Annotated in this window: 32 protein-coding genes and 1 pseudogene; 30 read left to right on the plus strand and 3 right to left on the minus strand. The window is 46.6% G+C overall.

Annotation, left to right across the window (positions count from 1 at the left end):
- Positions 1 to 1338: a replicative DNA helicase gene (gene dnaB / locus DW996_RS04490; RefSeq protein WP_118534980.1), complete on the plus strand. Its 1338-nt coding sequence runs from the start codon at positions 1 to 3 to the stop codon at positions 1336 to 1338.
- 106 nt (positions 1339 to 1444) lie between these two features.
- Positions 1445 to 2119: a helix-turn-helix domain-containing protein gene (locus DW996_RS04495; RefSeq protein ID WP_118534981.1), complete on the plus strand. Its 675-nt coding sequence runs from the start codon at positions 1445 to 1447 to the stop codon at positions 2117 to 2119.
- A 56-nt stretch (positions 2120 to 2175) separates the two neighbouring features.
- On the opposite strand, the gene DW996_RS04500 is transcribed toward DW996_RS04495, so the two are convergent.
- On the minus strand, positions 2176 to 2382 hold the full coding sequence (locus DW996_RS04500) for a DUF1858 domain-containing protein (protein WP_118280549.1): 207 nt from the start codon (positions 2380 to 2382) through the stop codon (positions 2176 to 2178).
- Between the two features lie 168 nt (positions 2383 to 2550).
- On the opposite strand from DW996_RS04500, the gene DW996_RS04505 reads away from it, so the two are divergent.
- On the plus strand, positions 2551 to 2721 hold the full coding sequence (locus DW996_RS04505; protein WP_118280548.1) for a DUF362 domain-containing protein: 171 nt from the start codon (positions 2551 to 2553) through the stop codon (positions 2719 to 2721).
- Positions 2722 to 2864: 143 nt separating this feature from the next.
- Here the strand turns inward: DW996_RS04505 and DW996_RS04510 are convergent, their stop codons facing one another.
- Positions 2865 to 3617, minus strand: a complete 753-nt coding sequence (locus DW996_RS04510; RefSeq protein WP_118534982.1) for an adaptor protein MecA — start codon at positions 3615 to 3617, stop codon at positions 2865 to 2867.
- Between the two features lie 209 nt (positions 3618 to 3826).
- Here DW996_RS04510 and DW996_RS04515 point away from each other — a divergent pair, with 209 nt between their 5' ends.
- The 22 genes and pseudogenes from DW996_RS04515 (at position 3827) to DW996_RS14055 (ending at position 21021) form a co-directional block, all read left to right on the plus strand.
- Positions 3827 to 4510 (plus strand): serine/threonine protein kinase, encoded by a 684-nt coding sequence (locus tag DW996_RS04515; RefSeq protein WP_118534983.1) that lies wholly within the window; start codon positions 3827 to 3829, stop codon positions 4508 to 4510.
- Complete coding sequence (locus tag DW996_RS04520) at positions 4471 to 5130, plus strand: hypothetical protein (RefSeq protein WP_158575194.1); 660 nt, start codon at positions 4471 to 4473, stop codon at positions 5128 to 5130. The genes DW996_RS04515 and DW996_RS04520 overlap by 40 nt, the downstream gene beginning before the upstream one ends.
- The gene (locus DW996_RS04525) at positions 5123 to 5698 is read left to right on the plus strand and encodes a hypothetical protein (protein WP_118534985.1); all 576 of its coding nucleotides are present in this window, start codon (positions 5123 to 5125) and stop codon (positions 5696 to 5698) included. The genes DW996_RS04520 and DW996_RS04525 overlap by 8 nt, the downstream gene beginning before the upstream one ends.
- A gap of 238 nt (positions 5699 to 5936) precedes the next feature.
- Entirely contained in the window at positions 5937 to 7694 is a 1758-nt protein-coding gene (locus DW996_RS04530; RefSeq protein ID WP_118280544.1) for a glycosyl hydrolase family 18 protein, read from the plus strand.
- 70 nt (positions 7695 to 7764) lie between these two features.
- Entirely contained in the window at positions 7765 to 8457 is a 693-nt protein-coding gene (locus tag DW996_RS04535; protein ID WP_118534986.1) for an N-acetylmuramoyl-L-alanine amidase, read from the plus strand.
- Positions 8458 to 8501: 44 nt separating this feature from the next.
- A complete protein-coding gene (locus tag DW996_RS04540; RefSeq protein WP_118534987.1) occupies positions 8502 to 9551 on the plus strand; it encodes an L-threonylcarbamoyladenylate synthase in 1050 nt (349 codons plus the stop codon).
- 27 nt (positions 9552 to 9578) lie between these two features.
- Entirely contained in the window at positions 9579 to 10052 is a 474-nt protein-coding gene (locus DW996_RS04545; RefSeq protein ID WP_118534988.1) for an arsenate reductase/protein-tyrosine-phosphatase family protein, read from the plus strand.
- Positions 10049 to 10534 carry a deoxycytidylate deaminase gene (locus tag DW996_RS04550; protein WP_118280540.1) on the plus strand — a complete coding sequence of 162 codons (486 nt, stop codon included), beginning with the start codon at positions 10049 to 10051 and terminating at the stop codon, positions 10532 to 10534. The genes DW996_RS04545 and DW996_RS04550 overlap by 4 nt, the downstream gene beginning before the upstream one ends.
- Before the next feature lie 15 nt (positions 10535 to 10549).
- Entirely contained in the window at positions 10550 to 10849 is a 300-nt protein-coding gene (locus DW996_RS04555) for an AtpZ/AtpI family protein (RefSeq protein ID WP_243069499.1), read from the plus strand.
- A complete protein-coding gene (locus tag DW996_RS04560; RefSeq protein WP_118280539.1) occupies positions 10821 to 11258 on the plus strand; it encodes a hypothetical protein in 438 nt (145 codons plus the stop codon). The genes DW996_RS04555 and DW996_RS04560 overlap by 29 nt, the downstream gene beginning before the upstream one ends.
- Positions 11259 to 11272: 14 nt before the next feature.
- On the plus strand, positions 11273 to 11992 hold the full coding sequence (gene atpB, locus DW996_RS04565; RefSeq protein ID WP_118280538.1) for a F0F1 ATP synthase subunit A: 720 nt from the start codon (positions 11273 to 11275) through the stop codon (positions 11990 to 11992).
- A gap of 29 nt (positions 11993 to 12021) precedes the next feature.
- Entirely contained in the window at positions 12022 to 12279 is a 258-nt protein-coding gene (locus tag DW996_RS04570) for an ATP synthase Fo subunit C (RefSeq protein ID WP_118280537.1), read from the plus strand.
- 48 nt (positions 12280 to 12327) lie between these two features.
- Positions 12328 to 12843, plus strand: a complete 516-nt coding sequence (gene atpF, locus DW996_RS04575; RefSeq protein ID WP_118280536.1) for a F0F1 ATP synthase subunit B — start codon at positions 12328 to 12330, stop codon at positions 12841 to 12843.
- A 38-nt stretch (positions 12844 to 12881) separates the two neighbouring features.
- Positions 12882 to 13396: pseudogene (atpH, locus tag DW996_RS04580) on the plus strand (ATP synthase F1 subunit delta).
- On the plus strand, positions 13393 to 14898 hold the full coding sequence (gene atpA, locus DW996_RS04585; RefSeq protein ID WP_118280534.1) for a F0F1 ATP synthase subunit alpha: 1506 nt from the start codon (positions 13393 to 13395) through the stop codon (positions 14896 to 14898). The pseudogene atpH and the gene atpA overlap by 4 nt, the downstream one beginning before the upstream one ends.
- A gap of 18 nt (positions 14899 to 14916) precedes the next feature.
- The gene (gene atpG / locus DW996_RS04590; RefSeq protein ID WP_118534989.1) at positions 14917 to 15774 is read left to right on the plus strand and encodes an ATP synthase F1 subunit gamma; all 858 of its coding nucleotides are present in this window, start codon (positions 14917 to 14919) and stop codon (positions 15772 to 15774) included.
- A 55-nt stretch (positions 15775 to 15829) separates the two neighbouring features.
- Positions 15830 to 17221, plus strand: a complete 1392-nt coding sequence (gene atpD / locus DW996_RS04595; RefSeq protein ID WP_118280532.1) for a F0F1 ATP synthase subunit beta — start codon at positions 15830 to 15832, stop codon at positions 17219 to 17221.
- Between the two features lie 11 nt (positions 17222 to 17232).
- Complete coding sequence (gene atpC / locus DW996_RS04600; protein ID WP_118534990.1) at positions 17233 to 17634, plus strand: ATP synthase F1 subunit epsilon; 402 nt, start codon at positions 17233 to 17235, stop codon at positions 17632 to 17634.
- 163 nt (positions 17635 to 17797) lie between these two features.
- Positions 17798 to 19783, plus strand: a complete 1986-nt coding sequence (locus DW996_RS04605; RefSeq protein WP_118534991.1) for a DUF6020 family protein — start codon at positions 17798 to 17800, stop codon at positions 19781 to 19783.
- A gap of 23 nt (positions 19784 to 19806) precedes the next feature.
- Positions 19807 to 20004, plus strand: coding sequence for a hypothetical protein (locus tag DW996_RS04610; RefSeq protein ID WP_147403524.1), 198 nt, complete (start codon positions 19807 to 19809; stop codon positions 20002 to 20004).
- Between the two features lie 49 nt (positions 20005 to 20053).
- Complete coding sequence (locus tag DW996_RS14050) at positions 20054 to 20422, plus strand: EamA family transporter (RefSeq protein WP_330428784.1); 369 nt, start codon at positions 20054 to 20056, stop codon at positions 20420 to 20422.
- Between the two features lie 158 nt (positions 20423 to 20580).
- Positions 20581 to 21021 carry an EamA family transporter gene (locus DW996_RS14055; RefSeq protein ID WP_334294518.1) on the plus strand — a complete coding sequence of 147 codons (441 nt, stop codon included), beginning with the start codon at positions 20581 to 20583 and terminating at the stop codon, positions 21019 to 21021.
- Positions 21022 to 21059: 38 nt separating this feature from the next.
- Here DW996_RS14055 and greA read toward each other — a convergent pair whose 3' ends face one another.
- Positions 21060 to 21563, minus strand: a complete 504-nt coding sequence (gene greA, locus DW996_RS04620; protein WP_118280527.1) for a transcription elongation factor GreA — start codon at positions 21561 to 21563, stop codon at positions 21060 to 21062.
- 217 nt (positions 21564 to 21780) lie between these two features.
- Here greA and DW996_RS04625 point away from each other — a divergent pair, with 217 nt between their 5' ends.
- Genes DW996_RS04625 through DW996_RS04645 form a run of 5 tightly spaced genes read left to right on the plus strand, consistent with a single transcriptional unit; the run spans position 21781 to position 25920 of the window.
- Positions 21781 to 22497, plus strand: coding sequence for a glycosyltransferase (locus tag DW996_RS04625; protein ID WP_118280526.1), 717 nt, complete (start codon positions 21781 to 21783; stop codon positions 22495 to 22497).
- 55 nt (positions 22498 to 22552) lie between these two features.
- A complete protein-coding gene (locus DW996_RS04630) occupies positions 22553 to 22972 on the plus strand; it encodes a GtrA family protein (RefSeq protein ID WP_199642622.1) in 420 nt (139 codons plus the stop codon).
- A gap of 53 nt (positions 22973 to 23025) precedes the next feature.
- A complete protein-coding gene (locus DW996_RS04635; RefSeq protein WP_118534992.1) occupies positions 23026 to 23988 on the plus strand; it encodes a GDP-mannose 4,6-dehydratase in 963 nt (320 codons plus the stop codon).
- A gap of 19 nt (positions 23989 to 24007) precedes the next feature.
- Positions 24008 to 24394, plus strand: coding sequence for a DUF6311 domain-containing protein (locus DW996_RS04640; protein WP_118534993.1), 387 nt, complete (start codon positions 24008 to 24010; stop codon positions 24392 to 24394).
- A 23-nt stretch (positions 24395 to 24417) separates the two neighbouring features.
- Positions 24418 to 25920 carry a hypothetical protein gene (locus DW996_RS04645; protein WP_147403525.1) on the plus strand — a complete coding sequence of 501 codons (1503 nt, stop codon included), beginning with the start codon at positions 24418 to 24420 and terminating at the stop codon, positions 25918 to 25920.
- Positions 25921 to 25945 lie beyond the last annotated feature (25 nt).

Consider the following 25945-nt stretch of genomic DNA (forward strand, 5'->3'; position numbering starts at 1 on the left):
ATGGAAGAAGCACTGATCAAAAGAACAATGCCTAATAGTCTGGAGTCCGAACAGTCAGTTGTCGGTTCCATGATTATGGATCGTGATGCGATCCTGACGGCATCTGAAATTTTGACAAAGGATGATTTCTATCATCAGCAGTATGGCGTCTTGTTTGAAGCCATTGTAGAACTTTATAATAGCGGACAGCCGGTGGATCTGGTCACCCTGCAGAATAAGTTGCGGGAAAAGGATGTGCCGCCGGAAGTGGCCAGCCTGGAATATATCAGTGATCTGGTCGCAGCCGTGCCGGTGACGGTCAATGTGGCATCCTATGCCCAGATCGTCAAGGACAAAGCTCTGCTCCGTCAGATCATCAAGGTCAATCAGGAGATTGAAAACGATTGCTATAACGGCAAGGAGAGCGTGACGGAGATCTTGGAAAAGACAGAGCACGATATTTTTGCCTTAGTACAAAATCATGGAAATTCCGAGTATGTCCCGATCCGGCAGGTCGTTATGAATGCCATCCACAAGATCGAGCAGGCATCCAAGCAGAAGGGAACGGTTACCGGTATCCCGACCGGATTTATCGATCTGGATTATCAGACCGCCGGATTGCAGCCGTCCGATCTGATCTTGATCGCGGCGCGTCCTTCTATGGGTAAGACGGCGTTTGTTTTGAACCTGGCACAGTATGTTGCCTTTCACGAGGATCTGTGTACCGCCATATTTTCACTGGAAATGTCAAAGGAACAGTTGGTAAACCGTCTGTTCTCTTTGGAATCCCGCGTGGATGCACAGAAACTGCGTACCGGTAATCTGCAGGAGTCTGAGTGGGAAAAATTGATCGAGGGTGCTGGTATCATCGGTAATTCCCATTTGATCATTGATGACACGCCTGGTATCAGCATTTCGGAACTCCGCAGTAAGTGCCGTAAATACAAGATGGATCAGGATCTGCGTCTGATCATCATTGATTACCTGCAGTTGATGAGCGGTTCCGGTCGTTCGGAATCCAGACAGCAGGAGATTTCTGAGATTTCAAGATCCTTAAAGGCGCTTGCCAGAGAACTGAATGTGCCGGTCATTGCCCTGTCGCAGTTATCCCGTGCGGTGGAACAGCGTCCGGATCACAGACCTATGCTTTCGGATCTGCGTGAATCCGGAGCTATCGAGCAGGATGCCGATGTGGTAATGTTCATTTATCGTGATGATTATTATAATAAGGATACCGAACTCAAAAACATTTCAGAGATCATTGTAGCCAAGCAAAGAAACGGCCCGATCGGTACGATCAATCTGGCATGGTTGCCGGAATACACGAAGTTTGGCAATTTAGATCATACCCAGCAGTAAGATGTCGAAATCTTACGATTAGATTTGCTTGTCCGCCTTTCTGTAAGCGTTTATACTGGAATTATACATAGAAGAGAGCAGTATACATACAGGAAGGACTGGTTTTTTGGAAAAGGCACGTTATATGATCTCGGATGCGGCGCGCATGGTGGCATTGGAACAACATGTGCTGCGCTACTGGGAAGATGAACTGCAGTTGGATATCCCGCGCAATGAGATGGGGCATCGTTACTATACAGATGAGAACATCAAGGAAATTCTTCGTATCAAAGACCTGCGGGAAAAGGGCTATCAACTCAAAGCCATTCGCATGTATCTGAAAAAGGAAAAGCGCAACGAGGAAAAGGAGCAGGAAGCCAGAAAGAACCACGTGGATATTGATGGATTTGTCACCTTGACCTCTTCTAAAGACCTGGGGCTGGGAGAAGATATGGATGCTGAGCCTGTCGCAGATGCGGCATCGGATCCGATACATCCGGTCAGCCGGCGGGAAGACAGTCAGGTGTCTGCAGAAGCGCAGCAACAGGCACGCATCAAGATCGAGCAGTTTCAAAAACTGATGACAGAGATCGTGGCAAATGCCATGCGTGAGAATAATGACGCGCTGACGACCCATGTGGAAGAGCGCATTTTAAAAGAAATGAATTATCTGATGCAGGAGCATTATCAGTTGGAAGAAGATCATTATAGGAAATTGGACGAAGTTATCCGCAGCAGCCTAAAGCGCAAGCGGAACCGTGGTGTTAAGTGGCTGCTTCCGACCAAGAAATCAGAAAAATAGAGAAATAAAAGGGCGGCGCATGAGAGATCATAGCGTCGCCTCTTTGTGCTTACTGATTAGCCCTGTGCTTCTAAGAAGTTGTTGATCTCGTCTACCAACATATCAGGGTCAATACCGTGTACCATAGCAGCCTGCTCGATAGTCTCCATCTGAGATGATGGGCATCCCAAACAGTGCATGCCGATATTTAATAAAATTGGTGCTACATTTTCATCGATCTGTAACAATTCACCAATCATAGTTGACTTATTTACTCTAGCCATGATCCTTATCCTCCTTATTTTTGATGGTGTTATTATAATGCCTTTTTTTGCCTTTTGCAATTCCTAATCTTGTTTTTAAATAAGAACTTGTCTTTTTAAAATAATTGATTTATTATGTGGTTACAGCAGAGAGCTGAATAAACAACAAGGTGATTGGAGGAATTTATAATGGCATACGTAATTTCTGATTCATGTGTAAGTTGTGGAACATGCGAACCTGAATGTCCAGTAGGTGCTATCTCTCAGGGAGACAGCCAGTTCGAAATCGATGGATCTGCTTGTGTTGAATGTGGCACATGCGCAGGTGTTTGTCCTACAGGTGCTATCTCTCAGGAGTAATCCTTAGATAGTTACATAACACAGACAAAGCAAAGCAAAAGGCGTCCGCGTAAGCGGGCGTCTTTTTTGGGTTCTATGAAGCAGTCTACGCAACGTAGATAAAAAGAAAAGGTGGTGAATCAAAGATCCATCACCTTTTGCATTTACAGTTTCGCTAACATACCAAGAGCATCGTCCGGGATGATCAAGGTGTAGTGTTCTTTGAAGTAAGCATCCTGTCCGACAGAAAAATCTGCCTGTGAACCATACTCGGTCAGGATATTGCAGGCCTTGTTGAAATCTTCCGGTGTGTGATCGCTCTTGCTGATGATCAGATAGAAAACATCATCCGAAGGACTCTTGTATAAGGAGTTGCGTCCATGGTAAAAATCACCAAGGACATGTGACAGGCGGATCATATCATCAAGGGATGAGAATACAAACAACTTGGTGATGTCGACCGGTACGGAGATCTGGCTGGCATCCGGCAGACTGGCATCTGCGGACTTGCCGATACGGGCTGCGGCTTCTTTTGCCTTGGAAAAGAGGGACAAAATATCGTCTGCCGCGGTTGGCGGATGTGGCATGGCGTCATCATAAGAATCCATGTCAAAATCATCCGGATCCATATCCTCTGAAAAATGAGAGAACCGGGTATCCAGTTCCTCAGGGTATTCCACCTTGGTCACTATCAATAAAATGGAGTCAGCGGTAAGTGGAACGGCCTCGATCATCAGAGGAATGTCCTCCGCATCAAAGCCGAATTCGTAAGAGGCTTTCTCCATCATCTCGCGAAAAAGAGATTTGGCTTTCTCTGTGCCATAAGCGAGTTCACTTAATTTTAAGTGCCTGCTATCGAGATCTTCTCTGGTAAGGGTGCAGCGAATCTGGTTATCGTTTACTTTTTCAATTTTCATAAGATCACATCCTTTACAGAAAATTAGGTAAACTTATACCTATACACATTATAAACAATGAAAAATACAAAGTAAAGAAAGCAAAGTATTAAAAATGTCTAAAAATGTTAAAAAAGTATAAACAATGTAGAAATGTCTTGCGTTTCAAAAAGGAATTTGCTATAAAATATGCAAGAGATGCTTTTCCGGTTCTAGGGAGGAGCATATGAATGTCATATTTTCTATCTGATCGCTACGAGACGCAGGACGTTTTGTATGAGACGTCGCATACGCGGGTAGTGCTTGTCAGAGCATTAGATACCGGTGATTTACATGTTATCAAGGGTATTAGAAAGGACCCGACTACACCGGAACATTTTTTTCTTGAAGCAAGTCTGCTACAGGATCTGAGTCATCCTGGAATTCCCATTCTACTTGAAACAGAAGAAGATGAATCATATTTCTATATCGTAGAAGAATATATTTATGGAGATTCCTTAGATCAGTATTTGCTTTATCATCAAAACATTTCCCAGGATACATTTTTACAATTTGCCATGCAGTTATGTGAGATCATAAGATATCTGCATACGCATGATCCATATCCTATTTTACATTTGGATCTGAAGCCGGATCATATTATAGTATGTGGCAATCAGTTGAAATTAATCGACTTTGGCAATGCAAAGATTCTTACCAGTTCGGGAAATGATTTCCAAAATTTTGGAACAAAAAATATGCTGCACCGGAGCAAAAGCATGGTGGTGCGGTGGATCAAAGAACCGATATATACGGTCTGGGCAAAATCTTTTCTTATATGCTTTTATTTTTGCCAATGCAAAAACGTTTGCGGTTCCTTGGACTTGTCACCCGGATGCTTCGTTATGACAAAGGCAGGCGCATCACAGACATAAGTCGCGTGCAGGATCATCTGCAAAGGGTGTGGCAGAAAAACAAAAAAGAAAAGAAGAACAAAAAGCATCTCTTAAATCGTATCGCTGTTGTAGGAAGTGAGAGTGGTGTGGGGGCGACACACGTGGCTGTGGCACTGGTCTGTTATTTGAACCGGGCGGGGTTTTACGCGTATTATAGGAATGAAACAGAAGCGCCGACACTCGAACGCATGCTGCAATACAATATGGCTTGTATAGGACAGGATGGAATGATATATCACGAATTTTTCCGGGGCTATCTGGATGATGGACCGGCACTCGCCAAGGGCGAACCTCCCTATGGGATACAGGTCATAGACTGTGGATGCAGGACAGACGTCACGGCAGGTGCGACTATCTATGTCTGTAGTGGCAGAGTCTGGCAGAGACAAGAAAAGGTATTGGCGGAAAACATGATCCTCGTGGGAAATCATTTCTCACGGCAGGAAGCCGGGCAGTATGCAAGGGTGCAAAAGAAACGTATGTATTTGTTTCCATGGCAGAAAAATCCGTTTCATACGACACTGGCGGTACAAAGACTTTTTTCAAAAATGATAGAGAGGGAGTTGTTATGTGAAAAAAAGAAGCAGGCAGATGCCTAAAAAAGTAATGGGGTTCTTTGGCACAAGGGAGGGAGCGGGCTGTACGCATATGGCGCTGAGCGTAGCAAATTATCTGCACTCAGTGGAAAAGTGGGAGGTAATGTACTTGGAATTGGGGGATTTCAGTCATTTATATCCCATGTTTTCGGACCGAGTCGTAGAGAAAAGCGGCGATATCCTCTATGCCTATCAAGGGGTATTCTATCTGATCTGTCCCAAGGAGAAAGAGGCTTTACGCCTATTGGATGCTTTCGACGGGATGATGGTCATTGACTTTGGCAGATTCGCAAAGGAAAATCCACTTTTGGAAAGCAGATGTCAGCGCAGAGTTCTTATGGGCGGCTTACAGCCATGGGAACGCGAGGCTTATGCGACATGTATTGAAAAAAATAAAAAGAAAAGCGACATGGCGCAAATGGAATACTATAGCAGGCATGTAAATAGAAAGTCGCAGGTCTCATTTGCAAAAGAAAACGGCGTGTGGGTCAGACCCATGCCGGACATAGCAGATCCTTTTTCGTTGGAGGAAAAAGATATTTACTATTTGAAACAGTGGTTACAGAAGTGATCACACAAGAAGGAGGAGGTAAAGCACCGAACGAATAAGCAAATGACAAAATGTTGTTATCCTTATATTTGAAAGGAAACAAGAATGCTAATACAGTAAACACGAAAAAAGATGAGGGCGTATCTGATAAAGAGGTGCGCCCTATTTGTTATGTGGCTTTTCTTGGCAGATGACATAGCACGACAAGATGTGCTATAATGAATGCAAATTTGCACACAAATGACCATTGGAGGGTAGAATGGACAAAAGAGATAGAAGAAAAGTGGGCGGCGGCAGCCGGAAACATGAGCGAAAGAACCAACAGATACCGAATCATATTTATCTGCTCGCAATCGCCTTTCTACTTTTGGTCGTCGTGGGGATGATCTTTGTTATCCGCAGATACACGCCGACCAAGGAGCATATGAGTCTGAGCGATTACTTTACTTTGACCGAGGAAAATCAGGCAGCCGTTATCTTAAATGGCGAATATAAAGAAGTCTCGGACAGCGATGATGCGATCTATGCCATTGCGACAGACCAGGGCATTTATCTGGAGATCAGTTTCTTAAAATCCAATCTGGATGACGGCTATGTTTACGATACGACGGAGGGAGTCCTGCGTTATGTGACAGATCAGGATGTGGTCTCTGCTTCCTTAAACAGTGATGCCTACACGGTAGGAAAGTCCAGAGAATCTCTGGGCAAAGACGTTGTTGTTTCACAAAATGGCGCTTACTTTGTGTCAGCGGATTTTGTCAAATTATATACCGATATGTCCTTTGAACTTTTTGACAGTCCAAACCGCGTCGTGATCGAGACGGCAGGCTATGAGAAAAAGGTTGCAAGCCTCAAACGTGATGCAGCACTGCGCCGTTTCGGCGGAGTCAAGAGCAAGATCTTAAAGGATGCGAAAAAGGGCGATCAGTTGACGATCTTGGAAAACTATGGCAAATGGAGCCATGTGCTGACAGAGGATGGTGTTCTGGCTTGTGTCCAGAACAGGCGCTTATCCAAGTCGGAAAAGCAGACGGTAGAGGCGACGCTGCCGGAGCGTACTTACAATCATATCACCGTCAAGGATCCGATCGTTATGGGCTGGCATCAGGTGACATCCCAGTCTGCCAACAGCGGCGTGTCACAGGTGGTGGCGGGCACAGGCCTCAATGTCATTTCACCGACCTGGTTCTCGCTCAGCGACAATCTGGGCAATATCAAGAGTCTTGCCAGCAGCGATTATGTGACTTATTGCCACCAGAACAACATTCAGGTATGGGGCTTAGTCAGCAATCTGGAAAATAAAAATGTCGACACGACAACGGTACTGAATACGACTTCCTACCGGGATAGTCTGGTCAACAACCTGATCACACAGGCGATTTCCTATGATCTGGACGGTATCAATGTCGATATGGAGGCGCTCAGTGTTTCTGCCAAGGATGGCTATATTGAGTTTATCAAGGAATTGTCCATCAAGTGCGAAAAGAATGACATTATCTTATCGGTAGACAACTACGTGCCTTCCGCATCCACTGCTTTTTATAATAGAAGCGTGCAGGCAGACTATGCAGATTATATTGCGGTCATGGCATATGATGAGCATTATGTCGGTGGTGATGAGGCGGGATCCGTCGCATCCATCGGTTTTGTGGAAAAAGGTGTAGCGGATACTCTGGAAGAAGTACCGGCAGATCAGATCATCTTAGGCATGCCTTTCTATGCCAGAGTGTGGGCGCAGTCCGATAGCGGTCTGACCAGTTCGGCATACGGTATGGAAGATATGCAGTCTTTCCTCAATCGCAATCAGGCAACGAGCACCTGGTCAGAGGAAGCAGGTCAGTATTATGCCGAATTTACGGAAGGTGACACGACCTATATGGCATGGATCGAGGATGCGACTTCACTTTCCAAGAAGTTAGACGTCATGAAAGAAAATAAACTGGCAGGTGCATCCTTCTGGAAACTTGGCTTCGAGACAAAGGATACCTGGCAGACAATAAAGACTTACTTTAAATAAAGCCAAACAGACTGTCATTACATATTTCTATTTTTGACACCATATATTATAAAAAACACGTGGTGATCTTATGAAACGAAAAATAGAAATGGTGATGGCAGTCTTTTTTATTGCGATCAGTCTCTTAGCAAGTGTCTGGGGCGTGTCGGTCGTTTCTGCAAAAAAGACGGCAAGCCACCTGAAAGTAGTGATCGACCCGGGGCATGGCGGCAGTGATCCGGGTAAAGTGGCGGTGGACGGATCTCTGGAAAAAGACATCAATCTGGCGATCGCACAGAAACTGGGGGCATATCTGGAAAAGCAGGGCGTGGAGGTCTATTACACAAGGGAGAGTGACTGCGAACTCTGCACCGAGTCCGGGGGCAGCAAAAAGGCAAAAGATTTACAAAAGCGCTGTCAGATCGTAGAAAATGTAGACCCGGATGTGACCATCAGCATCCACCAGAATTCTTATAGCGATGCCGGGATCTCCGGCGCGCAGGTCTTTTATTACAGTACCTCAGAAAAGAGCAGGCTCTTGGCGGAGCAGTTACAGGAGAAACTGATATCCATGGTCGATCCGACCAACCACAGGGCAGCCAAGGCAAACGATTCCTATTATATGCTGCGTAAGACCGTCAGTCCGACCGTGATCGTGGAATGTGGTTTTTTAAGCAATGAGAAGGAGTGTAAGAAACTACAGGAAGAAAAGTATCAGGACAAGATCGTGGAGGCGATCTATCAGGGAATTGTGACATTTGCACAGATGCAGGAGAGCAACTAGCGTTTTTAGTTGTGTAATTTACGAAAAGTGTTATAATGAGGACTATGAAAACGAAAGTATTTGTGGCTAGAGACAATCAGATAGAAGAAGCGGAACTCAAGGAAGCCTCTGCGGTCATTCGTAGCGGCGGCTTAGTCGCCTTTCCTACGGAAACGGTGTATGGATTGGGCGGTGATGCGACAAATCCGGAGGCTTCCCGCAAGATATATGCAGCAAAGGGTCGTCCGTCGGATAACCCTTTGATTGTTCATATAGCAGATTTTTCACAGTTGGAGGATATCGTGGCAGAGGTGCCACAGGAGGCGAGAGACTTAGCGGAGGCTTTTTGGCCGGGACCGCTTACCATGATCCTGCGCAAGAATGAGGTCATTCCTTATGAGACGACAGGAGGTCTGGATACGGTTGCCATCCGTATGCCGTCCCATCCGGTCGCCCGCAGGTTTTTACAAGACAGCGGTTGTATGATCGCAGCGCCGAGCGCCAACACATCCGGTCGCCCGAGTCCGACAACGGCACAGCATGTGTGGGAGGACTTACAGGGCAAGATCGAAGTCCTTTTGGATGGTGGACCGGTCGGTATCGGCATTGAGTCTACTATCGTGGATCTTTCCGAGGACCAGCCCATGATCTTACGACCGGGCTTTATTACCCAGGAGATGTTATCTCAGGTCTTGGGGCAGGTCGGTATGGATCCGGGCATTGCATCGGAAAACAGCAAGAAGCCGCCAAAGGCACCGGGCATGCGTTACCGCCATTATGCACCAAAGGCAGACCTTACCTTGGTCGAGGGACATATGGATCAGGTGATCGCAAAGATCAACGCACTGACCGAGGAGGCCCAGGTCAAGGGACAGTCCGTTGGCGTATTGGCAACAGCGGAAAATCAGGATGCTTATATAGCGGATCATGTGATCGTGATCGGACAGCGGGAGGATGAAGCGGAGATCGCAAGACACCTCTTTGATGTCTTACGTCAGTTTGATACGCTTGGTGTAGATGTTATATATTCAGAGAGTTTTGCGGCTGCCGGAGTGGGACAGGCGATCATGAACCGATTGCTGAAAGCGGCAGGGCATAAACGGATTTTTGTATAAGGGAACTTTTTGGGAGAAGAAGTAACTATGGAAGAAATAAAACGTGTGATCTTTGCCGCGGGCAGTGGAACATCCCGCGCACCCATGGCGGCAGCGATCATGAAGCAGATGACGGAGGGAAAAGATATCGATGTCTTAGCAAGAGGAGATGTCGTTTTATTCCCGGAACCGATGAATCAAAAGACGGAGGCAGTGCTGATCAGCAATGGCATTGCACCGGATAATTTTGCGGCAGAGCAGTTGACAGCGGCAGACATCGTGCCGGGCACACTGATCCTGACCATGGATGAGGCACAGCGCGTCAAGGTGATCGAGGAGATCGAGGGGGCAGATGAGGATAATACCTTTGTCTTATCGACCTATGTGGGAGATGAGATCGAGGTCGTCGATCCTTATGGGGCATCCTTACAGACCTATGGCTTATGCTTTGAAGTGCTGAAAAAGTCCATCGAAAAGTTATTGGCAAAGTTAGAGACAGATGATAAAGGGGGAGCATCATGAGTGACAAAAGACAGGATTATATCAGTTGGGACGAATATTTTATGGGCGTAGCCATGTTATCGGCTATGCGGTCCAAGGATCCGCACACGCAGGTGGGAGCCTGCATTGTCAGCGACGATCATAAGATCCTATCTATGGGGTACAATGGATTTCCTATGGGATGTTCGGATGACGATTTTCCTTGGTGTCGTGAGGGAGAGCCTTACGATAACAAGTATTTTTATACGACACACAGTGAACTGAATGCCATTCTAAACTATCGTGGGGGCAGTTTGGAAGGGGCTACTTTATATGTATCACTGTTTCCTTGTAATGAGTGTGCCAAAGCCATCATACAGTCCGGCATCCGCCGCATTGTCTATGATCAGGACAAATATGAGCACACGCCTGCCGTCATGGCATCCAAGCGTATGCTGCGTGCCGCAGGGGTAGAGTTCTATAAGTATGAACATACAGGACGCGAGATCACGATCTCGTTATAGTTTTTAGGAGAAGATTTGAGAAAAAAAGAAAGCAATGAGGTGGCAAATGCTCTGGTTCTGATCGTCCAGATCGGCGTGACTATGTTAGTACCTATTTTGTTGTGTGCGATCGGTGGCGCATGGCTGGATCATAAGTTGGGAACCAGATGGATTAGTGTATTGGGGTTTGTTCTAGGGGCGATAGCTGGTTTTCAGAATGTCTATCGTCTGGTCAAGAAATATCTAAAAGACACAAAATCCCCGGGTCAATTGCAAAGAGAAAAAGAAGAACAGGAAAAGGCATCATATGATCAAAGCATTAAAGAGACTGAATGAGGCTCTGCCGGGACTGCTCCTTGGCATTGCCATATATGGACTGATCGTAGAATTTGCCGGTGTGTGGTTTGTTTCCGACAAGCTGCGCTATACATCGGGCTTGTGGATCGGCATCGCCTGCGCTATGGGCATGGGAATCCATCTGGCCATGGTGATCGAGGAAGCGGTGCGCATGGGAGATACTGGAACCAAGCGCTTATCCTTTAAGTCTGTTCTGCGCTATCTGGTTGTGGTATTTGTATTTTTTATCATGATGTATTTTCACCTGGGTAATCTGGTGAGTGCATTTATAGGAGTTTTGGGGCTAAAGGTGAGTGCATATGTACAACCTTTTATGCATAAAATGATTTTTAAGGACATTGCGCCGGAAGAATCAACGAATGAACAGGAAGAGGAGGTGAAATTGTGAATGAAGCAATTCTAATGTCGGCTTCTGCTGATAACATTGACTTTATGATACATGGCTTGTTCTCATTTCAGTTATTTGGACAAGAAGTATGGATCACCACATCCCATGTATGTATTGCCATTGTTATGCTTGTGCTTGTGATCTTTTCTATTGTAGCCAATCGAAAAATAGCACATGCTACAGAAGTGCCTGATACCTTTCAGAACGTTCTGGAACTGATGGTAGAAAAATTGTCCGGTATCGTGGAAAACAACATGGGTTCCCACGCACCAAAGTTTACGAATTATATCTGTACGATCTTCGTATTTATATTGTTCAGTAACATATCCGGACTGTTTGGACTCAGACCGCCAACCGCGGACTATGGAACCACATTTGCCCTTGGTATCATTACGTTTGCACTGATTCACATCACAAAATGGAGACACCAGTCCTTCAAGAGGATCTGGGTTGACATGTGTTCTCCATTACCGCCGTGGTTTCCACTATGGCTGCCGATCAACTTGATCAGCGAGATCGCAGTGCCGATTTCCTTATCACTGCGTTTGTTTGCGAATGTATTGTCAGGAACCGTAATGATGGCCCTGGTTTACGGTCTGTTGGCGAAGATTGCATATGTCTGGCCTGCTGTATTACATGTCTATTTTGACCTGTTTTCCGGAGCCATTCAGACATACGTTTTCTGTATGCTTACCATGACATACATCACACAGTCCTATGGGGACGAAGAATAATTTATATTTCATATTAGGAGGAAAGAATTATGAATATCACAGGAGAAGATTTGATTTTAGCATGTTCCGCAATTGGTGCAGGTCTGGCAGTTATCGCCGGTATCGGACCTGGTATTGGACAGGGTATTGCAGCAGGTTACGGTGCAGCAGCCGTGGGTAGAAACCCGGGCGCACAGGGAAAGATCATGTCAACCATGTTACTTGGACAAGCAGTTGCCGAGACAACAGGTCTGTATGGACTTCTTGTTGCCATGCTCTTACTTTTCGTAAAACCATTAGTAGGCTAATGCGTGTAGTTTGGAATTTCCCGGGAAAGGAGGAACTACAGGAAAGTTATGACAAGATTATTTGACTTAGATTTTCAGTTGCTGTTTGACTCTGTTTCACTCGGCATTTCTGTCTTCTTTCTATTCCTGATCATGTCGTATTTTCTGTTCAATCCGGTAAGAAAACTCTTGCAGGATCGACAGGAAAAGATCCGTCAGGATATTGCCAGTGCGGCGCAGGATAAAGAAGACTCCGCCAAAGTCAAAGCAGAGTACGAAAAGCGTTTAAAGGATGTTGATAAAGAGGCTGAGACAATTCTTTCAGAAGCCAGACAAAAGGCGCTAAAGAACGAAGCCAAGATCATAGCGGATGCCAAAGAGGAAGCGGCACGTATTATTGCAAGAGCCGGAGAAGAAGCGGCTCTGGAGAAGAAGCGTGCAGCGGATGAGATGAAGCAGGAGATGATCTCCATCGCTTCTGTCATGGCTGGCAAGGTCGTGGCTGCCAATATAGACACCACGATTCAGAATGAATTGGTGGAAGAAACGCTAAAGGAAATGGGTGATGCTACATGGCAAAGTTAGTTTCAAATGTGTATGGTGAAGCATTGTTTGAACTGGCAATGGAGCAGGACCGTCTGGATGCCTATCTGGAGGAGAGCCAGGGAGTTCTTGATGTCCTTAGGGACAATCAGGAATTTAGTCAGATGATGACTCATCCCAACATCATAAAAGAAGAAAAATTGCAGATGGTAGAGACTGTTTTAAGGGCAGGATTTCCGATGAGATGGTCGGGCTGATGCGGATGATCGTGGAGAAGGATCATTTTGCAAAGATGCCGGAGGTATTGACCTTCTTTATCGACAAGGCATTGGAAGAAAAGAAAATCGGGATCGCCTATGTAACGACACCGATGGAAGTTACCGATGCCCAGAAAAAGCAGATCGAGGACCGTTTGCTAGAGACCACTGCATACCAGTCATTTCGTATGCATTATGCGGTGGATGCCGACCTGATCGGCGGGATGGTAATCCGTATTGGGGATCGCGTTGTGGACAGCAGTGTGCGCACCAAGATCTCAGAACTATCGAGAGAATTATCCAAAATACAGTTGAAAGTAGGTGAAAGCGCTTCATGAATTTAAAACCAGAAGAAATCAGCTCTGTGATCAAGGAGCAAATGAAAAGATATGCAGCGCAGCTTCAAGTGGCAGACGTCGGCACCGTTATACAGGTGGCAGACGGTATTGCACGTATACATGGATTGGAAAATGCCATGCAGGGAGAACTTTTAGAGTTCCCTGGAGAAGTGTATGGTATGGTACTCAACCTCGAGGAAGACAATGTCGGTGCGGTTCTGCTTGGCAATAACCGCAATATCAATGAGGGAGATACCGTAAAGACAACAGGACGTGTAGTAGAAGTGCCGGTTGGAGATGCAATGTTAGGACGTGTCGTCAATGCGCTGGGACAGCCAATCGATGGCAAGGGACCGATCGAGACAGACAAGTTCCGACAGATCGAACGTGTGGCATCCGGCGTTATTTCCAGAAAGTCCGTTGATACCCCATTACAGACAGGTATCAAGGCGATCGATTCCATGATCCCGATCGGACGTGGACAGAGAGAGTTGATCATTGGTGACCGTCAGACAGGTAAGACCGCCATCGCGATCGATACGATCATCAACCAAAAGGGACAGAACGTCAAATGTATTTATGTAGCCATCGGGCAAAAGGCATCTACCGTTGCTACGATCGTAAATACCCTGGAAGAATTCGGTGCTATGTCTTATACCACGGTAGTTGCGTCTACCGCCAGTGAGTTGGCACCGCTACAGTATATTGCTCCGTACGCAGGATGTGCGATCGGAGAAGAATGGATGGAAAACGGAGAGGATGTGCTTGTTGTTTATGATGATTTGAGCAAGCATGCAACGGCATACCGTACCCTTTCTTTGCTGCTCCGTCGTCCACCAGGACGTGAGGCTTATCCGGGAGACGTATTCTATCTGCATTCCAGACTTTTGGAGCGTGCAGCACGTTTGAATGATTCTCTTGGCGGCGGATCACTGACAGCCCTGCCGATCATTGAGACGCAGGCGGGCGATGTATCTGCTTATATTCCGACCAATGTTATCTCGATCACAGATGGTCAGATCTATCTGGAGACCGAAGCCTTCAACGCAGGTTTCAGACCGGCGATCAATGCCGGACTTTCCGTATCCCGTGTTGGTGGTTCCGCACAGATCAAGGCGATGAAAAAGATCGCAGCCCCGATCCGTGTGGAGTTGGCACAGTACAGAGAACTGGCGTCTTTTGCACAGTTTGGTTCGGAACTCGATGCAGACACGACAGAGAAGCTGGCACAGGGTGAGCGTATTCAGGAAATGTTAAAGCAGCCGCAATACAAGCCGATGCCGGTAGAATATCAGATCATGATCATATATGCGGCAACCAAGAAATATCTTTTGGATATTCCGGTCGAGGATGTACTGCCGTTTGAGGCAGCCCTCTTTGCGTATGTGGATACCAAATATCCGGAGATACCGGAATCCATCCGCACCGAAAAAGTGCTGACAGAGGATACCGAAAAGGCGCTTATTCAGGCGATTGAGGAATGTAAGAAAAGCTATAAATAGCAAAGGCGGTGAGATGAAATGGCCTCAATGAGGGACATTAAAAGAAGAAAAACAAGTATTTCAAGTACGCAACAGATCACAAAAGCCATGAAACTTGTATCTACCGTAAAACTCCAAAAAGCCAAGAATAAGGCAGAAGAAACGACACCTTACTTCCGGTATATGTATCAGACAGTGTGTTCCATGCTGGCAAAGGCAGGGAATATCGATCATCCCTATTTGCGGGAGAGCGCGTCGGATCAAAAGGGAATCATTGTGATCACATCCAACCGTGGTCTTGCAGGCGGCTACAATTCCAATATCATCCGTCTGATCACGGGCAGTGACATCCCGCTGGAGAGCGCAAAGATCTACACAGTGGGGCGCAAGGGGCAGGAGGCTCTGGCGCGCAAAGGCTATCACATGGAGTCCGACTATTCGGATGTCATGGAGGCTCCTACTTATGAGGATGCGCAGGCGATCAGTAAGGAAGTCTTAAGTGCCTATGCAAAAGGCGAGATCGGTGAGATCTACTTAGCATATACACATTTCAAGAATACAGTCAGCCATGAGCCGACCCTGCTTCGTTTGTTACCGGTACAGGTAAAGGAAGAAGATCTTGCAGCAAATGACGCGGACCTTCTCATGAATTTTGAACCAAATGAAGAAGAGGCTCTGGATATGATCATTCCAAAGTACATTACCAGTCTGATCTACGGCGCGCTGGTTGAGGCGGTAGCCAGTGAGAACGGTGCGCGTATGCAGGCGATGGACTCAGCGACCAGCAATGCTGAGGATATGATCAACGACTTATCACTGAAATATAACCGTGCAAGACAGGGTTCCATCACACAGGAACTGACAGAGATCATTGCCGGTGCGGAAGCCATTTCCTAATCTTTACCAAGGGAGAAGGCAAAAACAAAGTTTTGATGAATTAGGAGTGACAAATATGGCGAAAGAAAATATAGGAAAGATCACTCAGATCATTGGTGCGGTACTTGATATCAAGTTCTCCGAAGGCGAACTGCCGGAGATCAATGATGCTATCAATATCCCAACAAAAGATGGCGGGAAATTGGTAGTCGAAGTAGCCCAGCATCTGGGAGACGATACTGTGCGTTGTATTGCCATGGGAACGACCGACGGATTGGTACGTGGAATGGAGGCACACGCTACGGGGGCACCGATCAGTGTTCCGGTTGGCGAGCAGACCTTAGGACGTATCTTTAACGTATTGGGCGAGCCTATCGACGAGATTGATGCACCGCAGGACGTGGAATATATGCCGATCCACAGAAAGGCACCTGCTTTTGAGGAGCAGGCAACTTCCACAGAAATGTTGGAGACCGGTATCAAGGTCGTAGATCTGCTCTGTCCTTATCAAAAGGGTGGAAAGATCGGACTCTTTGGTGGTGCCGGTGTAGGAAAGACGGTACTTATCCAGGAGTTGATTCATAATATCGCTACCGAGCACGGTGGATATTCTGTATTTACCGGTGTAGGAGAGCGTACCAGAGAGGGAAATGACCTCTACTATGAAATGAAAGAATCCGGGGTTATCGACAAGACCTGCATGGTCTTTGGACAGATGAATGAGCCACCTGGAGCAAGAATGCGTGTCGGTCTGACCGGTCTTACCATGGCAGAATATTTCCGTGATAAGGGTGGCAAGGATGTATTGCTCTTTATTGACAATATCTTCCGTTTCACCCAGGCTGGTTCTGAGGTGTCCGCCCTTTTGGGACGTATGCCGTCAGCCGTAGGTTACCAGCCGACCCTGCAGACAGAAATGGGCGCTTTACAGGAGCGTATTACATCAACCAAGAGCGGATCCATCACATCTGTGCAGGCAGTATATGTGCCGGCGGATGACTTGACAGACCCGGCTCCGGCAACCACGTTTGCCCATCTGGATGCCACCACGGTATTGGAGAGATCCATTGCCGAACTTGGTATTTATCCGGCAGTAGACCCATTGGCATCTACTTCCCGTATTCTGGATCCTCGTATCGTAGGACAGGAGCATTTTGAGGTAGCGCGTGGCGTGCAGGAGATCTTACAGAAGTACAAGGAATTACAGGATATCATCGCGATCCTTGGTATGGATGAATTGTCAGAAGATGACAAGTTGGTTGTCAGCCGTGCCAGAAAGATCCAGAGATTCCTGTCACAGCCATTCTTCGTAGCGGGACAGTTTACCGGATTGGAAGGAAAATACGTGCCGATTGCAGAAACCATCCGCGGATTTAGAGAGATCCTGGAAGGCAAGCATGATGATGTGCCGGAAGGACATTTCCTGAATGCAGGAACCATTGATGAAGTACGCGCCCGGATGCAGTAAGGGAGGCGACTATGGCAGATAATTTGTTTCAAGTCGAGATCATAACGCCTGACCGCATTTTTTATAGGGGGCAGGCAAGCATGATCGAGTTTACAACGACCGAGGGAGAAATCGGTGTTTTTAAGGATCACATTCCGCTGACGACAGTTCTGGCACCGGGGATCGTGACGATCACGGAGGCAGACGGCGCAAAGAAGGCCGTGGTGCATGCCGGATTTGCGGAGATCTTGGGGGAGAAGGTAACACTTCTTGCCGAGGTGGCTGAATGGCCGGAAGAGATTGATCTGGAACGTGCGAGAAAGGCGGAAGACCGGGCAAGGGAACGTCTGAATCGCAAGGATGCTGATCTGGATGTCGCGCGGGCAGAACTGGCATTAAAGCGGGCGCTGGCGCGCCAGGATATTTTGGCATAAGAATTGACCCACCATGGAGTCGCGATCTCATGCGGCTTTCTATTGGTGGGTTTATTTTTGACAAGAATTACGCTATACTAATACACTGAATGTAGACTTTTGTTGCGCAGAAGAAAAGTCACATAGAAAACCTGGTGGATATATAAGAAAAGATAGGAAGATAATGAAAGAAATTACAATAAAACTGAAAGGGAGAGATTCCTGGATCTCCGTGATCCTGGGAATCTATGGTGCCCTAGGTGCCTTTATTTCTCTTTCGCGGGAAGCAACCATAGACAACAGCCCGGATATTGATCTGGAGAGTCAGATCATGTTATATACGCGGACCATGTACCGGTCTTTTTCGTCCAATCGTCTGCGGACTTTTTTATTTGCACTTGTGATCGGCATACTGGTCTATATGGTCCTGCAATTCAGCCGAACTTATAAAGAACGTCTGGCAGATCTCTTATTCAGTCTTCTGTTTGCGTCAGGGCAGTTGGTTGCCATGATCTTTAAGAAGTGGGGCGGCTGGTACGCCATGATGGATGCCATGGAGGAGAGCGGCGTGGCAGAGATCCAGATGTACCGCATTTTCTTGAAGTGGTCTGCCTACGTTCTGATCTCCTATTTTATCGTGGCTGCCATGATGCATTTCTTCCGAAATTTTGCGGAGCAACAGGAGATCAGAGGACAAGCGGGACGAAAGATCCCACCGGTATTGCAGATTCTTTTGATGGCAGTCTGTATGTTTGTGGCGTGGCTTCCGTATTTTATTTATTTCTACCCGGGAACCAGCAACGAAGATACGGTCATTATGATCATGGAGTATAACGAGATCCCGTCTTATATCCAGACCATGTCAGCGGTGCAGGCGGATGATATCTTCATCACAAATCATCATCCTTATATCCTGACGCTGGTGTTTTCTTGGTTTATTAAATTAGGATTGCATTTTGGAGACATCTGTATTGGCGTGGCAGCCTATGTTATCTTGCAGATGATTGCGCTGTCACTGGTATTTGCCGGATGTCTGTATTATATCCGCACTTGTGGCGTGACGACAAAGCGCATGATCGGAGCCCTGCTGATACTGATTTTCTTACCGATCTTTCCTATGTATGCCATCTGTATGCTAAAGGATACGGTCTATGCCACCTTTTGTCTGATCTTTATTATGATGATGCACTATGTGGCAAGGACAAAGGGACAGGCTTTCCGCAAGGTCTGGTTTGATCTGGCAATGTTTGCCGTAGCCTGTATGATGGTTTTGACCAAGGTATATGCAATGTACATTTTGCTGATCGTTGGCGTGGTATATCTGGTCAAATATCGACGGACTTTTGCCCAGATCATCGCGTCGGTTATCCTGCCGGTTATCTTATATAAGGTGGTATTCTGCGGCATCCTGCTTCCGGCACTGAATGTAGCACCGGGAGGCATCCAGGAGGCGCTGTCCGTGCCGTTTCAGCAGACGGCGCGCTATGTCACGGAATACGGCGACCAGGTGACAGCGGCAGAAAAGAAAGCCATCAATAAGGTGCTCCCTTACAAAAAACTGGCAAAGAAGTACAACCCGGAACTTTCGGATCCGGTCAAGAAATATTACAATCAGGAAGCGACAAAGCAGGATCTTAAGAATTATTTTAAGGTCTGGTGGCAGATGTTCCTAAAGCACCCGGAAGTCTATGTGGAGTCCGTGTTGCATAATACCTATCAGTATTATGACATCAATAAGATTTCCAGCCTGGTGTATTATAAGTTTAATGATTATCTGCAATTGCACGATAAAGAAGGGCAATATACCTATCTTTATGTGGAGAACACAGAAGAGTATCTGGAACAGCGCTACGCGATCAACCAATTGGTTCTTTTTTCGGAAAAAGTGCCAATCGTGAATATCTTTGCCTCGATCGGATTGTGGCCGTGGCTGTTTTTGTTTGCCCTGCTCTACAATCTGAAATGGAAGAAAAAAGAAGTGCAGGCGCTGCTTCTGGTGCCACTGATTACGATCGCAGTCTGTATGGTGTCGCCGGACAATGGAAATACACGTTATGTGATGCCGCTTTTATATACACTGCCGTTTTTGATCCCTTTGGAACTTCTGCCGGCAAAGGCAGATGATAAAAAGGGCATGGAAACAGCGGAAATAGCAGAAGATCAGGCATAGCCTGGGAGGAAAATACAATGGATATGGAGAGACGACTTGAGGTGGAAAGCCTCACGAGAGAATTACAGGTCTTAGAACGGGAAGAACAAGAGTTAAGAGAAAAGATCGACATGATCGCGATCAAGAAGGGCGATCTGCTCAAAAGGATTGCAGATTATTCGGATGAAAAATACGAGCAGGATGCACTGACACGCTTGTATGAGCAGAGAAGGGGCAAGTAATGCAACAAAAGACAGAGAGAAAACTTGTCTGGACTAATACAGCCGTAGTATGTCTGGTCGCCCTTTTGTGTTGCTTTTGTGGGGCAGTGCTTTTCCGGGCATCAAGATCGGTTATGGGATTTTTGACATTTCGGGGGAGCAGACCGGATTACAGATCATTTTTGCCGGAACTAGATTTTTCCTGGCAGGAATCATGGCGGTGGTGATCGGAAGTTTTGCCCATAAACGTCCGCTTTTCCCAAAGAAAACGTCCTGGTTGCCGATCCTGCATCTGAGCCTTTTACAGACGACTCTGCAATATTTTTTCTTTTATATCGGCCTGGGAAAGACCAGTGGCGTCAAGGCATCCATTATCGAGGCTTTGAATGTCTTTGTGGCATTGTTTGTGGCATGCCTTCTTTTTAAACAGGAAAAATAAACAAAATAAAATTAATTGGATCTATCCTTGGATTTGCAGGAGTCTTTCTTGTAGAGATCTGGGGAAGCCGGGGGACGGGAAGCAGTCTGGGTGGTATTGGCATAGGAGAGATCTGTGTCTTTATCTCCACGGTCGCTTATGCTTTTTCTTCGGTCTATCTGCGGAAGTATTCCGAACAGGAAGAACCTTTTGTATTAAGCGGATATCAATTTATCGTGGGCGGGATCACATTGATCCTTCTGGGATTTTTGATGTGCATCTTCCTGCCGGCGAGTCTGGGATCCGGCTATGCGGCTATGACGACAGGACAGGTGCTGGGAGCCGTTGCAAGCCATATGGCGGGCGGGTTTTTCAGTCTCAAAGGATGCGGTATCGTGCTCTATCTGGCAATGGTATCGGCGGTGGCATATTCGCTCTGGGGTGTCCTCTTAAAGTACAACCCGGTATCAAAAGTGGCGGTATTTGGCTTTACCACGCCGATCTTTGGCGTGCTCTTATCCGCGATTTTATTGCGGGAGGCGGACACCTTGCGCATAGGCGTTTTGGTGATCTCTTTGATCCTGGTATCCATAGGAACACTTATGGCGCAGAAAAACTGATTTCTGCGCCATTTTTATCTGTTTATCCATATAAGATTCTAGTATCTGCGGATCTGGTCATCCTCATCCCCGACATTGCGGTCGATCTTTTTGATGACAACATCATAGGAAAAGGACGGATCCACCTGTACGGTCGCGGTCTCGCCAACCTTTTTACCACGGATGGCTTTGCCCAGAGGTGATTCAATGCTTACCATATCACGCAGGGAAGAACTGCGGATGGAGGTGACCAGTTTGTAAGTCTCCTCGCAGTCTTCATCCGGGATGTAGAGGGTCACGATCGTATTGATACCCACCTCGTCCTCGGAAGTATGGTCCTCAATGATGGTCGCATTCTTTAACATGCGCTCCAGATAACGGATGCGGCTTTCGTTCTGGTTCTTGTCCTTTTTTGCGGCATAATATTCAAAATTCTCGCTGAGGTCGCCCTGTGCCCGCGCTTCCTTTACGGCTTCAATGGCTGCCTTTCTGACAACCAGTTTGCGGTGGTCGATCTCTTTTTGTATCTTTTCTACATCTGACGGTGTTAAACGTTCTCCCATAGTTATACTCCTTATTCTGCCTGAATTTAAAATGTAAGACGCGGTCTTTCTTTCAAGTCTGACCGCATATATTAGTATAGCACAGGGCGTCAAAGAGAGAAAGTCAGACGGCATCAGAAAAAGATATAGCAAAAATCGGGCATTGATGGTAAAATATAGCAGTATATGTGTAAAAACTGTCTTTGGACAGTAGGAATCAAGGAAGGAAATCGGCATTATGGGAATTAGCCTTGTGTTGTTGGCATATAAGGAAGAAGATAATTTACGTGTTCTTTTGCCACAGATCATTGAAGAAGTAGAAAAGTGTAATGAGGAATATGAGATCCTTGTTGTAGATACAGCCAAGCCTTTGGATAACACCAAGGGTGTTTGTCAGGAATATGGCGCAAGATACATCAATCAGGAAGAACCGGGATTCGGAGGGGCTTTCCGTACTGCGATCAAGTATGCGAACAAGAGCAAGTTTTTGATCATGGACAGTGATGGCTCCCATCCGCCGAAGAGCATTCCGGCAATCCACAAGATGTTTGTCGAGGAAAAATGCGATGTTGTTATCGGATCACGTTATGTCAAAGGCGGTGTGACCAATGATGCCAAGTCGTCACAGATCATGTCGCATATGCTCAATTTTGCATTCCGCGTCTGTCTGGGACTGCATGCCAATGACCTGTCTACAGACTATCGCATGTATCACACAAAACAGTTGAAAAAGGTCAAACTGACCTGTGAAAACTATGATGTTCTGGAAGAAGTTTTGCTCCGCTTAAAACTCAACAAGCGTGACAAGAAGTTAAAGATCGGGGAAGTGCCGATCAATTTCCAGAAGCGTATGTACGGCGAGTCCAAGCGCCAACTTTTGAAATTTATCATCAGTTATATCAAGACACTTTTCCGTCTTATGGGCGTGCGTATCCAAGATGCACTGCATAAATAAGAGACCGATAGAAAGATGAAATGTGATCGGAGAGATCACAGGAAGGTAGTATTAGATGAAAAAGTTAATTGACCAGATCTTAAAATTTGGTGTGGTAGGAATCATTTCTTTTATTGTGGACTTTGTCATTACCATGGCAGTATCGACCGGACTTCGTCAGGGCGCGGGCATGGGGACATCACAGGCGGCGTTGATCGGTGCCTTTTTCGGTTTTGTCGTATCGGTCATTGTCAATTACATCCTTTCTATGAAGTATGTGTTTGAGCGCAGGGATGATCTGGATCGTAAAAAAGAATTCATCATCTTTGTTGTGCTCAGTGTATTCGGTCTGGGCATCAACGAACTCATCATTCTTTTCTGCATTGATATTGTCTATGCAACTGGGCATGGCTTCATGCACTGGTTGGTGCTACCCTTGCAACAGCGGGCGCTAAGATCGTGGCAACGGCAGTTGTTATGGTCTACAATTTCGTGACCAGAAAGATCTTCTTAGAAAACAAAAAGACGGAAACTGAGGGAGAATAGGATATGAAAAGAATGCTTATCACCGGATTTTCCGGTTTCGTCAGCCGTCATTTTTTAAATTATCTTGTAGAAAATAATCTGTCCTATGAGGTGCTTGGCGTAGATGTCAATCTGCCGAAATTTGCCATGGAGGACTATGCGCCAACACTGGCTATGTCCTTTGAGCAGGTAAATCTCCTTGATAAAGAGGCAGTGGAAGATATGATCGCAACTTTCCGACCGGACTATATCCTGCATCTGGCATCTTTTTCCAGTGTTGCCTATAGTTGGCAGCATCCGGCAGACTGCTTTATGAACAATACCAGCATCTTTTTGAATGTGACAGAGGCATTGCGCAAGCATGACTTGTGTGACTGCCGTCTTTTGTCGGTGGGATCTTCGGAGGAATACGGCGATGTCAAAAAAGAGGAACTGCCGCTGCAGGAGGATATGCCTTTAGTTCCGGTCAATCCTTATGCGGTTGCCAGAGTTTCCCAGGAAATGATGGCAAAGGTATTGGCAGACAGTTTTGGCATGCAGATCATGCTGACCCGGTCTTTTAACCATATGGGACCTTTTCAGGATGAACGCTTTGTGATCCCGAGTTTTGTGCGCAGGATCTTAGATATTGCAGAAAGCGGTGCAAAAAGCGGCGAGATCGAGACCGGAGATACTTCCATTGTGCGTGACTTTGTGGATGTACGCGATGTCGTGCGTGCTTACTACCGTCTGCTTTTGGACGGAAAAGCGGGAGAAGTCTATAACATCTGTGGCGAAAAGGGCGTGTCTCTGGCAGAAGTCGTGGATCAGATCGCAGATATCGTGGGCGTTTCCGTGACAACCCGCGTCAATCCGGACTTTGTGAGACCGGGCGACAATCAGGTTGTGATCGGCTCGGCAGAAAAAATCCGACAGGATATCGGCTGGACAGCGGAGATCCCACTGCGTCAGACGCTTATGGATATGATAGGACACATGTGTGCATAGAGCGGTGCCGGAGAATTAGATGGAAAAATACTACAGGATGAAAATAAGAAAAAGATTACAAAATCCATACCTGATTTTTGTACTAGGTTGTCTGCTGGGCAGCCTAGTTTTTGTATGTATCTATGGTCTGGCTGTGGTAAATGTCACAAATGTGGCATGGCTGACGGACTCCTCACAGGCAGAAGGGCTATGGGATCTGACCCAGCATTATCTGGGCTGGGTCTTCTACCGGAAAAGTCCATGGCACTTTCCACTGGGGCTGGTCGAGGGGATTTACAGCCAGCCGGTGTCTATCGTCTATACAGACTCCATCCCTCTCTTTGCCCTACTTTTTAAAATACTATCGCCCCTGCTCCCGGCAAATTTTCAGTATTTTGGCTTGTTTGAACTCTTGTCCTATGCCTGATGGGGGGCTTTGGGGCGCTGTTTGTGCGGGCATTTTCAAAAAGAAGCCAGATCTGTCTGCTTTCTTCTCTCTTTTTTGTCCTGTCACCGGTCATGTTGAAACGGACTTTTTATCATACGGCGTTGTCTGCCCACTTTTTGATTCTGGCGGCATTTTGTCTCTGGGTCTGGAGAGGTAGCCTTTTGCCGGAGTATGCGTCGACAGAGAGGGAAACAACGGGACAGATCATCAGAAGGCGCTGGCGTTATGCCGGGCGTTGGATCATCCTTTTATGTCTGTCGGCTCTGACCAATGCCTATTTTACGCCTATGATCCTTGGCATCTGGCTCTGTAGTGATCTGCAGGAGTATCTGGCGAAAGCGGGAAAGAAAGACAAGGGGCTGCTTGTAATCTATCTGGTGGAAGTGCTCGTTGCCGGACTGATCCTTTTTGGGATCTGTTATATCATGGGCTATTTTTATGGGGAGGTGTCTGTCTCTACGACAGGGCTGGAAGAATTGTCTTTTAATCTGTTACAGTTTTTTGATCCGAGCAATGATCTTTGCGTCATTGATCACAGGAACTATATTTTCAGTAAACAGAATTATTCCTCACTTTTGCCGGCCCTTCCGACTGTATCCGGTTGGCAGGAAGAAGGCTTTGCTTATCTTGGCTTTGGCATGATCTTTCTCCTTGCCTGCCTTGTGGTCTATGGCAGCATCCGCTGGATCGCAGGTAAATATAGAAAAAGACATGAGGGGGAGAAGGCGCAGATAGGGCAGGCGCAAAAAACCAACCGGCGATCTTGGATCATCAGTATTCTGGTCGGTTTTTTGGTTTTTACCTTTCTTGCCCTGTCACCGCGGGCGAGTCTTGGCAGCAGGATCCTGTATCAGATCTCCTATCCGCAGGTCATCTATCAGGCGCTCAGTGTCTTTCGGTCGACGGGGCGCCTGATCTGGCCGGTCTACTATGGACTGCTGGCATTGGGGATCTATGGCATGGTTTTCCTCTTGGAAAGATCCAGGGGCAGGTTTTCTCTGGGATTTTTGATCGGTCTTTTAGTATTACAGGTCTATGATCTCTATCCGGGTGTTTCCTACAAACATCAGGCATATACCTATGCGGCAGAGACCGGCGGCGAAAGGGATGCGTCTCAAAGCCGGGATACCATGACAGCGGCATACAAAAAGTATTTGTCGTCGGATGTCTGGGATATGCTGGGAGACCAGATGGATGAGATTGTCTTTTATCCGCCGACCCAGTTTGGGATCGAGTGTGATCCAAAGACATCCTGTATTTTTGAGGAATATGCGCTTGCCCATGCTATGTCTTTGAATGTGACCTACATGAGCCGGGATATGAGCAGGACAGCGGATCAAAAGACCTATGCGCATTTTGAAAAGCGAAAAGAGGGAGAGAAATTTACGCATACCCTCTATATCTTTTTTGATATTTCAGATATACCACCGTCTGAGGAGACGCACTTGCAGTATTATCAGGTGGACGGCTATGTGATAGGGGTAGAGAAATCCCTGATTTTATGATATGATACAAGTATTTTATGAGGAC

This window comes from Roseburia sp. AM51-8, from assembly GCF_003478275.1.
Lineage (GTDB): Bacteria > Bacillota > Clostridia > Lachnospirales > Lachnospiraceae > Pararoseburia > Pararoseburia lenta.